The organism is Sphingobacterium sp. JB170 (genome assembly GCF_900163865.1).
Classification (GTDB): domain Bacteria; phylum Bacteroidota; class Bacteroidia; order Sphingobacteriales; family Sphingobacteriaceae; genus Sphingobacterium.
Genome location: NZ_FUKU01000013.1, coordinates 496,459 through 511,515, shown reverse-complemented (window position 1 = coordinate 511,515; position 15,057 = coordinate 496,459). Strand labels below are relative to the sequence as shown.

The window sequence follows — 15,057 nt, the reverse complement described above, 5'->3', positions numbered from 1 at the left end:
CGAGTCATAGGTTAAAGATTATATTTCTCCAGTCTACGGTACAGTGCTGCACGTGTTAGGCCTAATTCTTTGGCTGCCTTACTGATATTTCCATTATAACGTTCGACGGCCAATTTAATCGCTTTACGTTCCATTTCTTCCAAGTTGTGCGAAGAAACGTCAGCCCCCAACGGGCTCGGTGATTGGCGTTCTATGGGTGAAAACAAGATATCATCCGCATGAATCGTCAAATGTTCAGACATAATTACCGCTCGCTCTATACTATATTGTAATTCACGAACATTGCCGGGGAAATGGTAACCTTTTAGCTTTGCTAACGCACTCGGCTCCATACCTATGATATCCTTATGGTATTTAGCATTATAGATCTTCAAGAAATGATTTGCCAGCAAAGGGATATCCTCAGCACGCTCACGTAACGCTGGAACCTGGATCTCGAGTGTATTAATACGATATATCAAGTCTTTACGAAACCGCGTTTCATCGGCTAAGGCGCTCAAAGCGACATTCGTTGCAGTAATCAAACGAATATCAACAGGAACAGATTGATTTGACCCCAAAGGCACAACTGATCTATTTTGTAATACGCTCAATAACTTGGCTTGTTGTTGCAGCGTAATATTACCAATTTCATCCAGAAATAAGGTTCCGTTATCCGCATGTTCAAATCGTCCTTTTCTATCCTCACGCGCATCGGTAAACGCTCCCTTTTTATAACCAAACAGTTCGCTCTCAAATAAAGTTTCGGTTAATGCGCCGACATCGACCTTCACAAAAGATTCTTTTGATCGTGTTGAACGCTGGTGTATGGCATTTGCAACGAGGTCCTTTCCTGTTCCGTTCTCTCCCAAAACAAGGATGTTTGCCTCCGTTGGTGCAACTTTGTCTAGCTTATACTGTAGATCTTCCATAATTGCAGATTGGCCAATGATACCGTTCTGCTCTCGCAAATTAAAATCCGAAGGTGTTTTTTGCTTCGGACTATTTTCCGCATATATATTTCTTAGTACATTAACGAGCTGTTCATTTTGCCAAGGTTTAACTATAAAATCTGAAGCGCCTTGTTTTAAGGATTTAACGGCTAAATCTACTGCACCATATGCCGTGATCATGATGACGTTAATTCTCGGAAATTTGGACTTTATTTTTGACAGCCAAAATAACCCTTCATTACCCGTGTTCATTGCGCTTTTATAATTCATATCCAGCATGACGATATCGATTGAATTCCTCTCTAGGGTATTCATCAATCGCTCCGGATTATGTTCTACCAACACTTCCTTAACATTAGGTCTTAATAAAATTCGTGTGGCAATTAATAAATCCTGATCGTCATCAACAACTAGTATGGTCGCTTTTTTCATTTGAACGAAGTTACTCATAAATCTAAGGATCCTACATAATAATCATTCACATATTTTTGCATTAACCACTCGTATTGACTAATTATTAGTTGACTACGGGTGGCGTCCAATTTATTCTTGGCCGTTAAATAAATAACTGAGTTACTATTTCCCGATTCAAAGTGAACCGTAGCTATACGAAAGGCCTCCGCATAACTTGCTTCTTGATCCCGTAGGTTTATCACGTTTTTCTGGGAAATATCTAGATCAAACACTGCCTGCGCTGTTTTCGTTCGCAGAAGATTCGTGAAAATTTCTTTGTTCAGCTCCGCTTCGTTCAACGACACCTGTGCCAGTTTCACTTGGGTGCGGTTCCTAAACTGATTAAAAATTGGTACAGATAGTGTTATACCGACGCCTTTGCTCAGGTTATTCTTAATTTGAGTAAATACCGCTCCCTCTCCTTTGCTATAATTTGAGTTCATGCCCCCATTTAGCGAAAGACTAGGCCACAGCTCGGATTTTACGACCTTCACTCCGGTCTGCATTTCTTTGATTCGCCAATCCAGTGCTTTATATTGGGGCAAGGCTATCATTGACTGCTCAAATAAAGACTCAGCATCACGAGCAGCAATGTTCGACGGAATATCTATTGATTGCAATTCCCCCACACTTTGTACGGGCACGTTCATTAATTCCGCCAGTGTAACGCGTGCATTATGCAATGTTTGCCGCGTTAGCTCTACGCTATTCCGGTCGCTGCTATATTGTCCTTTAATATCGTAAAAATCTCCGGGGTTGGTCGCTCCCTCATTATTAAGGATCTCATTTCTATGCAGCTGTTCAGTTGTTACAGCTAACTGCCCTTCCGTCTGTTTTAGCATATCTTGCGCAGTTAACACTTTTACGTATGCCTCGATAACGTCTAATTTCAAATCGTTAATTGCACCCTCATATTCCAACTTGCCAGCATCGAGCGCATTGGACTTCATACGTATGTTGTGAAGGATATAAAAACCATTAAAGATCGGAACATCTAGGCTGAGCGATTGGCCTCCCGAACTATTATTGTTATCTATAAATTGGTTGGTCGTCGGGTTAATGGTTTTCCCCTGCGAAATATTGTGCGAAACACTTCCGTTTATAGAAGGTAATCGATCGTATTTAGCTTGTTTATGTGTAAGTTCGAAGCGCTCGACATTCAGTTCCTCTCTTTTTAGAGTCGGATTATTTTGGATCGCTTGCTTGACGCAGTCGGCTAAAGACAGGAGGCCATCCTGTCCTTTTGCCAAACTAACTATACAACAAACTAAATAAACGACACAAAGTAAATTACATTTCATTTAACAACTATTTCATTCCGCATTTCACAGGTTGTGCCAAACAAATAAAACAGTGATTATCAAATAATTAATCTTTCACTATTTTTCAAGTTGTTCGAAGCCGAACAGCCTACTGTTCACTTATGAACACCACAAGTAAAATTGCTCCTTAAAATGAGAATATAGCCCTATTTAAGAATAGACGAGACGGTGTTCGTTGCGTATTATAGAGAATAGCTACGAAAAAATGCGTACATTTTCGCTGGTCTGCGGCATGTGATTTATACGTTTGTTCACCAACGCACATTTACTGTTCGCTTTCGAACAGTCCCCCCCGAGCAGCGATCCGCAAGAAGCTATTTATCAGTTTATTAAAAAACTGGCACACACTTATATATAGATTATTCAAATTTGAATATTGACGTAAATGGACAGACCGATTAAACAAAACAAGTGGAATACAAAAAGAATATTGACATTGGTCGGAATCGTAGGCATAATAGCCTTGATTGGTGCTAGTTATTATTATACTAGCGGAAACAGAAGATTAAACGTAGACGCTGAACGCCTTTCGATCTACGAGGTTAAGGAAGGTGCCTTTCAGGAATTTATTCCCATTAACGGTTCGGTATTGCCCATTAGCAGTATTTATCTGGACGCCTCGGTTGGTGGGCGTGTCGAGGAAAAATACGTTGAAGATGGCGCCCAACTTAAAAAGGACGATCCAATCATGCGCCTTTCCAATACGGATATGGAGCTCAGTTTAATCCAGCAAGAAACGGAGGTTTTAAATTTATTGACACAGGCTCAGATTGCACAAACCAATGCCCAACAGGTATCCATTAACAACAGAAATCAAATGGCCGACGTGGAGCAGGCATTTAAAGAAGCAGAACGAATTTACAGCCTCAATCAGCGATTGCTGGATGAAAAGGCGATTGGTTCGCAGGAATATCAAAAATCATTAAATGAATATAACTATCAGAAAGAGCGTATCAACCTGACCAAACAGATCTTACAACAAGATGAGGTGTCTACAAATCAGAAATTGAATCAGGATCGTGAAACATATAAACGTACACAGAATGCCTTGGAATTAATGCGCAAAAAGGTTGGCGACCTAATTCTGCGCGCACCGGTAGATGGTCAGTTAACTTCATTTGATGCGGAGATTGGACAGAACAAAAGCCCGGGCGAGCGTTTAGGACAGATCGATGTTTTAACAGGCTTCAAAGTGCGGGCAGAAATTGATGAGCATTATATTAACCGCATCTTCCCTGATTTACGAGGTTCATTTAGCATTGGAAACAAAGCCTACGATTTAAAAATAAAAAAAGTGTATACCCAAGTGAAAGATGGTCGGTTCCAGGTTGATATGGAATTCATCGGCGAGCGTCCACAGACCATCCGTCGAGGGCAGACATTAACCATTCGTTTAGCCTTAAGTGATCAGACCAAAGCGGTCTTATTAGCAAAGGGAGGCTTCTACCAACAAACAGCCGGAAATTGGATCTTTATGCTGAATAAAGATGGTAATATAGCCTACCGAACAGAGATTCAGGTGGGGCGACAAAATCCCGAATATTTTGAGGTGTTAAAAGGTTTGAAGCCGGGAGATAGAGTGGTCGTGTCGAGTTATGAAACGTACGATAAGATTCAGGAACTCAAGATACGGAAATAGCTTAAAATTCGGTCTGGCCGAAGTCTGACGAAAATATACGTAAACGTAAATAAGGGCTATATACTCCCTTTAATTAAGTACCATTGAAATGCTAAAAAGTTACATCAAATTTGGACTCCGCGCTGTAACGAGCGACAAAAAATCTTCGCTATTACACATCGTGGGCTTGAGTATAAGCTTAGCCTCTGTAATACTAATTTCTTTGTGGATTAATGACGAGCTAAGCTTCAATACGGCATTCAGCAAGTACAGCAGAACATATCAGGCCACTGCACAATTCGATAAGCATAGTGAAAAGTTCAATTACACAGTACCCGCACCTATTGCAACAATTGGGAAAACAGAGATTCCGGCAATTGAAGACGCTTGTCGAATTTTCAAATCCGCTAAAATAGCGTTTAGCAATGGTCAGTTAAGATACGATGAAAGTGGGATCTATGCGGACAATTCCTTTTTTAACTTATTCGATCTTCCATCAAAGTTTATAGACACGGAAAAACCCTTCTCTTCGCATAGATCTATTGTTATTACGAAATCACTGGCAGATAAATATTTTGGCACCCAAGACCCATTAGGTCAAACCATTGAACTACAGCTCGATTGGATTCTGCAAACAAAAACAGAACCGTTTGTGGTTTCCGGTGTCATCGACAACTTTCCAGAAAACAGCTCTCTAAATGGAGATTTTATATTACCAATCGCCTTACTAAAAAACATCCGGGGGAACGATTTTGACATGCAATGGGGAAATTTTCAATATCAAGTTTATTTTCTATTAAGTAAAGATTCCGATCCACAGGCGGTATCAAATCAATTAACCAACATGCAGAAAAAGAGATTTCAGGATGTCGATGGTACAGCTGCAAACGAAGGGTTATATCGGAATTTCAGTTACTTTTTACAACCAATATCCGATGTGAATCTCTATAGTCCCACCGGAAAAGATAAAGGCATGCAATTAATCTATACATTCTGTGGAATAGGATTGGCCATCCTTTTGATCGCCAGTGTGAACTATGTCAATTTAGTAACGGCAAAAACAACAAAAAGACGGAAAGAGATAACTCTTCGGAAAATAGCTGGCGCAAAAAAAACAGATCTATTTTTTCAATATGTAGCAGAATCTGGCACTATCTTTCTCATCGCGTTGCTAATTGCAATTGTTTTGGCCTATCTATTCATACCTCTTTTCAACGATTTGTCAGGGAAAAATTTGACGATGGATCTTCGATCAAAGAACATCTATTTAATATTTGCGATTACATTTTTCACCACATTTGTTTTTGCAGGTATTTACCCGGCAATTCTTTTCTCTCGTAATAAACCTACAAGCCTATTCCAAACAAACACAACTTCTTTTGGTAATAAAAATAACCTAAGAAAACTCCTAGTTGTATTACAGTTTTCCTTTACTGTCGTTCTGATAATATCGACAATAACATTTGGAAGACAATTGCATTTTATGCGGAAAATGGATCTTGGCTACGACAAGGAAAATGTCTTCTTATTCGAACAAAAAAATTTTCTCGCGCGCTACGATGCAATTCGCGACGAGTTAGAGAAACAACCTGGAATCCTAGGCGTTACTGCGGCAAGTAGCGATTTAAGTAACTTCGGGTCGGAAACAGCGGACATCAATTGGGAAGGAAAATCTATCGATCAGATAAATTTTTTTATTACCCAAGTAAGTATAGACCGGAACTTTACAGAAGTCATGGATATTCCCCTTAACCAAGGAATAGGTTTTACCGGTACTGCCGCAGACAGCAACCACGTCATACTAAATGAAACTGCCATAAAAGAAATGGGAATAAAAAACCCAATTGGAAAAACGATTGATTTCCACCAACGGAAATTTACAATTACAGGTATCACAAAGGATTTTAATTTCAATGATTTAAAGACAGAGATCAAACCCTGTATCCTCTTTATGGGAATGGGATTTGCTTTAGGTGGAATGTATGTAAGAACGGCCCCAGATAAAGCCGATATTGCAATTGAAGCCGTAGAAAAACTCTGGTCAAAATATAATCCTGAAACAGAGTTTAACTATTTTTTCTTAGATGATGCTTTTGATCGATTGTACAAAGAAGATATTGTAAGCGCACAATTAGTGACGATTTTTTCAGTACTTGCTATTCTATTGTCCTGTATGGGCCTAGCAGGTCTAATTGTTTTTACGACCGAGACCAAACTTAAAGAAATTGGAATACGGAAAACTTTAGGGGCTTCAGTAAATAGCATCGTCTTATTAATTGTTAAAGAGTATATGGCACCTGTTTTCATAGCAATACTTGTCGCTTTTCCGGTCGCATGGCTTATCGTTTCAAAATGGTTAGAAAATTACGTGTATCGAACACCCGTAGACGGGTGGATTTTTATATTATCGGGAGTCGTAACAATAATTTTGGTCTTTTTGACTGCCGCCAGGATATCTATCAAGGCGGCAAAAACAAACCCAGTAAACATCTTGAGAAACGAATAATTAATTATAAACATTGCACCAAATTTTAAAGAAAACAACATGATAAAAATATCCAATCTTCAAAAATTTTACCGCACCGAGGAGGTGGAAACGGTTGCGCTGAATGACGTGAATATTCATGTCAAGGAAGGAGAATTTGTAGCGGTAATGGGGCCGTCAGGCTGTGGGAAATCTACGTTACTAAATATAATCGGTCTTTTAGATGATTTAGATGAAGGAAGCTATCTTTTTAACAACATAGAGGTTGCCAAATTCAAAGAGAGCAAACGTTCTGATTTACGTAAGCATAACATAGGTTTTGTTTTCCAGAGCTTCAACCTTATCGATGAGTTGACCGTCTTCGAAAACGTGGAGCTTCCGCTAGTTTATACGAATGTACCAGCTGCCGAACGCAAACGACGTGTCGAGGAAGTATTGGAAAAGGTACAAATTATGCACCGCCGCAATCACTTCCCACAACAACTTTCTGGGGGTCAGCAGCAACGTGTGGCAGTAGCACGTGCTGTTGTAAACAATCCGAAATTAATCCTTGCTGATGAGCCGACCGGGAACCTCGATTCTAGTAATGGGAACGAGGTAATGCAGTTGCTTACCGAGTTGAATGAAGCCGGAACAACGATAGTCATGGTTACCCACTCGGAGCATGATGCAAAGTTTTCCGATCGGGTAATCAGAATGTTAGACGGGCAGGTTATTTTGGAAACAGCGACGGTACTTTAACCAATAGAATCTAATCAAAAAATTATTAAGCAAATCGAAACTACAAGGAACTAACTGATAATGATCAATCAGAAAATCCTCCGGTTGCTGATTTACACACCAAAAAATTACCATGATTAAGAATTATTTTAAAATTGCATACCGAAGTCTTAAAAAGAACAAAGGATATGCTTCGATCAATATTATCGGTTTGGCGATTGGTATGGCCGCGGCGATATTGATTCTACTATGGGTGAATTCGCAACTGAGTTTTGATAAAATATACCCCAAAGCAGATCAACTATATGGGGTCGGATCTGTAGAGCCTTCTGATGAAGGCCTGTCTGTCTGGTTCTCTACGCCAAAACCACTGGCAAAGGTCGTGAAAAATGAGATTCCGGAAATTAACGTGGTCAGCCGCCGGTCAGCAGCTAAGGGATTTCTATTTACTATTGGAGATAAAAAAATTGTTGCTGGATTTGGGAGCTTCGTTGATTCCACCTTTTTAAACATGTTTGAATTACCCGTGTTAGCGGGTAATGCTAAGACTTCTTTACAGGCGCCTTCGAATATTGTTCTGACTAAAGGACTAGCAATATCACTTTTTGGTTCGACGGATGTTATTGGCAAAACCATAAAGATCGATAGTTCGGAATCCGTGACGGTGTCGGCGGTTTTAATGGATATTCCATCCAATAGTAGATTTGCAGAGTCGGAATATTTTCTACCATGGACGCTTATGGAAAAGATGGGCTACTCTGATGAAAACTGGAGCAACAGCTCAGTGCAGTTATATGTCGAATTAGATCCGCAAGTTAATTTGGAGGTCGTACAACAAAAAATTAAGGGGATCACAAAAAAACATTCAGAACTGAGAACCGAAAACTTCCTCAAACAAATCAACAGACAATACTTATATGACGATTATAAGAATGGTGTAGCTGTAGGTGGAAAAATTGAAATGGTCCGAGTGTTTATCATTATTGCCGTATTTATATTACTAATTGCCTGTATAAACTTTATGAACCTAAGTACTGCCCAGAGTGAGAAAAGGGCAAAAGAGGTCGGAATTCGTAAGGTAATAGGAGCACATAAATCAACTTTAATCTGGCTGTTCCTTTCCGAATCAATGTTACTTGCATTCGTCTCGGGTATAATAGCAATCATGATGGTGGCACTGCTCTTACCTTCGTATAGTAATCTAATTGGAAGAGATTTATCTATTCCTATTGGTGACGTACAATTTTGGCTTTCATTTATTGGCTTTATCCTTTTGACAGGTTTATTAGCGGGAAGCTATCCAGCCTTCTTTCTGTCTTCGTTCCAACCTATTAAGGTTTTAAAAGGAAAGTATGTACAGACTCAACAAAAGTTTAATCCTCGAAAAGCTCTTGTGGTAACCCAGTTTGTTGTAGCCGTAGTCCTAATTATTAGCACCCTAGTGATTCGGCAGCAACTAGAATATGTTCAGGATCGGGATCCCGGGTACCATAAAGAAAACATTATCTACGTCGCTGAATCGGGCGATATTAAAAACAATATCGAGTTAATAAAACAAGCTTTAATGGACAGCGGAATTGCCGCATCGGTTAGCAGAACCATGTCACCAATTACAGAGCGATGGAGTGGCTGGAACGGGTTTAGTTGGGATGGTAAAGACCCCAACAGCATCGTTGAATTTAACCGGCAATCGGCAGATGATAACATTGTAGAAACGGTTGGTTTAAAATTAATTCAGGGGAGGGATTTTGATTTAAAAAAATTCCCTACTGATTCCATGTCGGCGATAATCAATGAAACAGCCGCGAGAACGATGGGCTATAAAGATCCGGTCGGAAATTATTTTAACGATGGTGAAGATCGGTTCCTCATTATAGGGATTGTTGAAGATTTCATTCAAGAATCCCCTTTCCGGTCGGTGCTGCCAACTGTTATCGAAGGGGCAAGTCGCTGGATGAATACCATTCACATCCGCTTTAATCCAGCACTAAGTACCAAAGAGGCCTTGAGCAGATCCGAAGAGATATTCAAACGGTTCAACCCAAATTATCCTTTTGACTATCACTTTATCGACGAGGAATATGCCAAAAAATTCGACGAGACCGAAAGAACAGGCACGTTGGTAACCGTCTTCGCTGGACTCACGATCTTTATTTCATGTCTTGGTTTATTTAGTCTTGCAGCGTATATGGCCGAGAATAGGACCAAAGAGATTGGCGTGCGCAAAGTTCTCGGTGCTTCGGTACTTTCGGTTACCAAAATGCTTTCGAAGGAGTTCGTCATTCTCATATGTATATCCTGCTTAATCGCGTTTCCTGTTGCCTACTGGGCAATGTATAAATATCTTTCGGGCTATGCTTATCGTATAAACATTAGTATGGACATATTTGTCCTCACTGCGGTATTAGCAATCGCCATAACGTTAGCTACAGTAAGCTTTCAGTCCATAAAGGCGGCATTAGCTAATCCGGTGAAAAGTTTGAGGGATGAGTAGCATTGACCTTAGAGAACGTAATCATCTCGTTCAATTCAAAAAAACATGCAATAACCAGCCGAACAGATAATGATTCCGTCAAATAATAAAATTCCTATTTATAAATAGTTATTCAATGAAAAGAATAAATTTAATTTTTAGAAGACTATGGCAAAACAGATTATTTACCATTCTAAATATCCTTGGTTTAGCAATAGGTATTAGCGCTTGTTGGATTATATTTAGAATCGTTAATTATGAGTACAGTTTCGACAAAGGTCATCCCGATAAAGAAATGATTTTTAAAGTCTACAGTACTTCAATCGACGAGGGGCGATCAAATATGTTTGACGGAGTACGTGTCCCTGTAGCCAGATATGTCAAAGAAAATATTGCGGATGTGGAGTTGGTGGCGCCCTCTTACACGTATTATTTTAACAAAATAAAAGTGTTAGAGCGACCTGGAAAAGAGAAAGAAGTCACCAATCGCGAGCAAATTATAGGTACGTATAAAGATTATTTTTCCTTGGTTCCCTATACGTGGTTAGCTGGAAATAAAGAGTCTGTCTTTGTAAACCCTCACGAGGTGGTATTGACAGAGTCTCGGGCAAAAGTTTATTTTCCGGATCTAAATCCTCGAGATATAATCGGTAAAACCGTACGCTATGATACTGTGAGCTATTCGGTTACTGGAGTTATTAAAGATTTGGAAAAAACAACAAGCTTCACGGCAAAAGAGTTCATGCCGCTCTCATCCGAAGACCAGCGGAGTGATAACTGGGGTATGGTGACATCGAACCACAAGCTTTTTGTCAAACTTAATAATAAAAAGGCCGAGCGAACTTTCATCACCTTGTTAGACAAAAAAATTAACGAGATGAACGCCGAAATGAATAGTACCTACAATATAAAACAAGGGTTTGGGCTGGCTCCATTAGATGGTCTTCACTTTCAGCGAGGTATTCACGGAAGCGTCGAGAAAAACATATTATACGGCCTGATTGGGATAGGTTTTTTTCTACTTGTATTAGCTTGTATTAATTATGTTAATTTAACAACAGCACAAGTGCCCATTAGGGCAAAAGAAATTGGGATTCGCAAAACATTAGGCGAGCAACCCCGAAACGTTTTAATAAGCTTTTTGACGGAAACATTGACCATTTCATGCACGGCCTTACTTGTTTCATGGCCTTTAATTAAAGTATTTGAAAACCTTTTCAGTAGTTACTTGCCCGAGGACATTAACAAATATTCCGATGCATTGCCTGTAGCGGTCTTTCTAATTCTTTTAGTCGTTACCCTCACTTTGGCAACAAGTATATACCCCGCATTTCTGATTAATAAAGTTCAGATTGCGGACGTTATCAAAATGAAAAGTGGAGCTAGATTAAAGTTGGGCAGCATCCCGCTGAGAAAAGTGCTGATCGTCTTTCAATTTGTAATAGCACAAATATTTGTTATTTCGACCGTGCTAATGGGTTTTCAGATTCGGTATATGCTAAAGAAGGATCTGGGATTTAACCATAATGGCATCATTACAGTCGATCTTCCTTTTCTACCGGAAAAAAAGATAGATAATAGTCCTGCATTGTTGAAAGAATCCTTAAATAAATATAAGGAAATCCAATCGGTAGCTCTAGGCCACATGCCTATGAGTTCTGAATATTTCGGAAATACCCTCACCATGTCAACCGATACTGGAAGCATTAATATTCAGACGGCAGTTAAGTTCGCCGATGATAAATACCTAGATCTTTACAATTTCAAATTATTAGCAGGCAGAAATTTAGTCCTTACCGACAGTGCCAGTGGCATTATTGTGACGAAAACGGCTATTGAATCGTTCGGGATCAAACATCCGAAAGAAGCTATTGGACAAACACTCACCATCATGGAGAAGCCGAGAACCATCGTCGGGGTTATCAGTGATTTTAATAACACGACCTTGCACCATGGTTTCGAACCATTATCCATATTAACATCAAATCAGAGAAATGATTTACGCGTAATAAATATTAAGCTATCTCGTAATACCGCCGAATGGACGGACGCAATTTCTAATCTTGAAAGTGAATGGAAAAAAATATACCCAAAGAATGTCATGGAATACAAATTCTTTGATGACCAAATGAAAGAATTTTATGAAAGTGATTACCGGCTCTCCAATATAATCAACCTCTCGTCTGGAATCACAATTTTACTAAGCTGCCTTGGCCTGATCGGTCTTGTCACAATTAGTATTAACCAGCGGACGAAAGAGGTGGGGATCCGCAAAGTTTTAGGCAGCTCTGTAAGTAAAATCGTCAAATTACTCTCGTTCGAATATTTAAAGCTTGTGACTATTTCCATTTTAATTGCTACACCCATTGCGTGGTGGGCAATCAATGAATGGCTCGTAAACTTTGCATTTAAAATTGAACTGAGCTGGTGGATATTCACCATCCCGGCAGTAGCGACCTTGTTGATTGCATTCGCAACAATGTTCTACCATTCGTTAAGAGCGGCCACAGCTAATCCCGTGGATAGTTTGCGGGATGAGTAGAAGAGGTTCAGTTAAACCTAGTAAAATAAGATAATTTTGTTCTCCGAGGAAGACTATTCTCAGTAAGCAAAAAGGAGTCAAGTAAACTAAAAAATGTAAATTAGAATTAACAACGTAAAATCGGAGAACAAATATCTGTTCGCTGATTGAAAAAAAACTATGATAAAATTAGAACATATTTTCAAGTGGTACAATGTTGGAGGTGCACGATCCTTTGTTTTAAAGGATATTAATGTAGAAATAGCAGAGGGTGATTTTGTTTCCATCATGGGGCCCTCTGGCTCAGGAAAGTCGACGTTATTGAATGTTATCGGCATGTTAGATGAGCCAGACGAAGGCAATTATTTCTTCTTAGATGAGAATATTCTCAAAATGAAGTCTAAAAAGAGATCTCAACTGTTCCAATCTCATATTGGATATGTGTTTCAGGCGTACCATCTTATTGACGAATTAACAGTTTACGAAAACATTGAAACTCCGTTGATCTACAAAAAATTTTCCTCTTCAGAGCGTAAGAGTATCGTGTCGGATCTCCTCGACCGCTTTAATATTGTAGGAAAGAAAGACCTATTCCCGTCACAATTATCGGGAGGCCAGCAACAAGTTGTGGGCATTGCTCGCGCACTTGCAGGGTCACCAAAATTGTTACTAGCAGACGAGCCGACAGGTAATCTAAATTCCAAGCAGGGAGAAGAGATTATGGAACTGTTCAAACAACTCAACCAAGATGGGGTAACAATTATCCAAGTGACACATTCGGGAAAAAATGCGGAATACGGACATCGCATCCTCAATATGCTGGATGGTCAGGTAAAATAATAAAGATGAACGGTGATAGCGAACAGTAAAATGCTGGAAGTTGAAGGATATCATTATTTCACGTGCATCATCTGACAATACTAAAGATATTGTCCCTTTTATTTAATATCTACAGCAAATTTTATAGAATGCCAAAACACGACACGGTTGTATTTAAAGTATTTAACTGATCAGTTATTATAGAGGTGGTGCCTGACGGGGAACGCCAATTAATTACGAAGCTTCAACTAATATTTTATAGGGAAGAACACGTTTGCATAGTTAGAAAAGGTTGCTATCCAAACTCCTTCACTTCCCAACCTTTTCGATAAGTCCTCCGTAAATATTTGTCAGCTTCAGGATTCATTGGAAATTTCATTTTTGCTGAATCCCATTCTAATAAAGTATTAGGCACCCGGATCGCCACTGTTCCCAATAGAATAGCTTCGGTCATCGGACCAGATTGCGCAAAGTGCGATTCAGGTTTTGTTCTGCCCAAACAGCCTTCTACAAACTGGTGATAATGATTCCTATCTTCCAGCTTAGGGTATTTATCTTTCCCGAATTTACTCTCTGGCAATAGAACTGGAGTTCCTCCATGTGGAATAAGCAAAGCTCCTTCGGTACCAATCAACATCGCTGCTTCCTCTGGATATTTTTCATCATTTTTGAATAATGCTTGTACCTCTGTTGGCGGATAGAATTCGCCATCAAACCATTCTAAAGGTAAAACATCCCCTTCGATCCGCTCATTTCCTGGAAAGCTCCAAGTAATATGATTTCCTTGTGGCCAAGTATCTTCTCGGCGCTCGGTTGAGTCTTTCCAAGATTGCTGCACTTCTGCTTTTACAGTCAAGGGCGCATTTAAGTCTAGGCCTTTCCAAACCGCATCGAAAATATGGCATCCGATATCTCCTGACCAGCCTGTTCCAAAGTCCTGCCAAGTACGCCAAATCCCGGGATGATAAATATTCGATGCAAATGCACGTTCCGGCGCTGTTCCCAACCACTTATCCCAATCTAAAGTCGCAGGCACGGTTTCTGCATTAGCTGGACGAGGGCCTTCCAATCGGTATCCGTCAATACCTGACCGGTTTGAACATAAATAAACATGCTTAACTTTTCCAATATGCCCTTCCTTGATCCATTGAACAGCAGTACGGTCGCCTACTGAGGAGGCAATTTGAGTGCCTAGCTGAGTAACAACACCTTTTTTTACGGCTGCTTGCGTGAGTGTTCTAACCTCAGCAACATCGTGGCACATGGGTTTTTGACAATATACATTTTTACCAAGCGCGATCGCTCCCATTGCAATTACAAAATGGTTATGATCCGGTACAGTTACATTAACAGAATCAATGTTGTTTCCCTCTTTTTTGAGCAATTCTCGCCAGTCTGTATATAATCTCGCTCCTGGCACTATCTCACCAGCCTTCTTCAAATGATTCTCATCGACATCACATAAAGCAACAATTTCAACGTCCGAATGCGATTTAAAATTCTTCAAGTCGTATCCGCCCATACCACCAACACCGATACAAGCATGGCGTATTTTTTTTGCCGGAACCGAGGCAAATACTGAATTTAAAACAAATGGAGCTCCGATTGCAGCTCCTGCAACAGTAAGTATAAAGCTCCTTCTTGACGTGAGATGGTTTTCACTCATAGGTATATGGTTTGGATTACCTAAATATACAGATTAAATGTGAGTTTG

9 protein-coding genes are annotated in these 15,057 nt (G+C 39.8%); 6 read left to right on the top strand and 3 right to left on the bottom strand.

The features are described from left to right. Nucleotides 1-11 precede the first annotated feature (11 nt). Both FM107_RS03720 and FM107_RS03715 read right to left on the bottom strand, forming a co-directional pair. Entirely contained in the window at nt 12-1,364 is a 1,353-nt protein-coding gene (locus FM107_RS03720) for a sigma-54 dependent transcriptional regulator (RefSeq protein WP_086947206.1), read from the bottom strand. A gap of 14 nt (nt 1,365-1,378) precedes the next feature. Further along, on the bottom strand, nt 1,379-2,686 hold the full coding sequence (locus tag FM107_RS03715) for a TolC family protein (RefSeq protein WP_086947158.1): 1,308 nt from the start codon (nt 2,684-2,686) through the stop codon (nt 1,379-1,381). Between the two features lie 406 nt (nt 2,687-3,092). On the opposite strand from FM107_RS03715, the gene FM107_RS03710 reads away from it, so the two are divergent. From FM107_RS03710 to FM107_RS03685, 6 genes are all read left to right on the top strand, one after another. Then, nucleotides 3,093-4,346 carry an efflux RND transporter periplasmic adaptor subunit gene (locus FM107_RS03710; protein ID WP_086947157.1) on the top strand — a complete coding sequence of 418 codons (1,254 nt, stop codon included), beginning with the start codon at nt 3,093-3,095 and terminating at the stop codon, nt 4,344-4,346. A gap of 88 nt (nt 4,347-4,434) precedes the next feature. Further along, nucleotides 4,435-6,831, top strand: a complete 2,397-nt coding sequence (locus tag FM107_RS03705) for an ABC transporter permease (protein ID WP_086947156.1) — start codon at nt 4,435-4,437, stop codon at nt 6,829-6,831. A gap of 39 nt (nt 6,832-6,870) precedes the next feature. After that, a complete protein-coding gene (locus tag FM107_RS03700) occupies nt 6,871-7,551 on the top strand; it encodes an ABC transporter ATP-binding protein (protein WP_086947155.1) in 681 nt (226 codons plus the stop codon). A 112-nt stretch (nt 7,552-7,663) separates the two neighbouring features. After that, complete coding sequence (locus FM107_RS03695) at nt 7,664-10,024, top strand: ABC transporter permease (RefSeq protein WP_086947154.1); 2,361 nt, start codon at nt 7,664-7,666, stop codon at nt 10,022-10,024. Nucleotides 10,025-10,139: 115 nt separating this feature from the next. After that, a complete protein-coding gene (locus FM107_RS03690; RefSeq protein WP_086947153.1) occupies nt 10,140-12,545 on the top strand; it encodes an ABC transporter permease in 2,406 nt (801 codons plus the stop codon). 159 nt (nt 12,546-12,704) lie between these two features. Continuing rightward, nucleotides 12,705-13,364, top strand: a complete 660-nt coding sequence (locus FM107_RS03685) for an ABC transporter ATP-binding protein (protein WP_086947152.1) — start codon at nt 12,705-12,707, stop codon at nt 13,362-13,364. Between the two features lie 274 nt (nt 13,365-13,638). Here the strand turns inward: FM107_RS03685 and FM107_RS03680 are convergent, their stop codons facing one another. Then, entirely contained in the window at nt 13,639-15,009 is a 1,371-nt protein-coding gene (locus FM107_RS03680) for a Gfo/Idh/MocA family protein (protein WP_086947151.1), read from the bottom strand. Nucleotides 15,010-15,057 lie beyond the last annotated feature (48 nt).

What these genes read in the sequence shown, in the direction of transcription:
- FM107_RS03720 (WP_086947206.1), bottom strand. Translation starts at nt 1,364, where the DNA reads ATGAAAAAAGCGACCATACTAGTTGTTGATGACGATCAGGATTTATTA.
- FM107_RS03715 (WP_086947158.1), bottom strand. Translation starts at nt 2,686, where the DNA reads ATGAAATGTAATTTACTTTGTGTCGTTTATTTAGTTTGTTGTATAGTT.
- FM107_RS03710 (WP_086947157.1), top strand. Translation starts at nt 3,093, where the DNA reads ATGGACAGACCGATTAAACAAAACAAGTGGAATACAAAAAGAATATTG.
- FM107_RS03705 (WP_086947156.1), top strand. Translation starts at nt 4,435, where the DNA reads ATGCTAAAAAGTTACATCAAATTTGGACTCCGCGCTGTAACGAGCGAC.
- FM107_RS03700 (WP_086947155.1), top strand. Translation starts at nt 6,871, where the DNA reads ATGATAAAAATATCCAATCTTCAAAAATTTTACCGCACCGAGGAGGTG.
- FM107_RS03695 (WP_086947154.1), top strand. Translation starts at nt 7,664, where the DNA reads ATGATTAAGAATTATTTTAAAATTGCATACCGAAGTCTTAAAAAGAAC.
- FM107_RS03690 (WP_086947153.1), top strand. Translation starts at nt 10,140, where the DNA reads ATGAAAAGAATAAATTTAATTTTTAGAAGACTATGGCAAAACAGATTA.
- FM107_RS03685 (WP_086947152.1), top strand. Translation starts at nt 12,705, where the DNA reads ATGATAAAATTAGAACATATTTTCAAGTGGTACAATGTTGGAGGTGCA.
- FM107_RS03680 (WP_086947151.1), bottom strand. Translation starts at nt 15,009, where the DNA reads ATGAGTGAAAACCATCTCACGTCAAGAAGGAGCTTTATACTTACTGTT.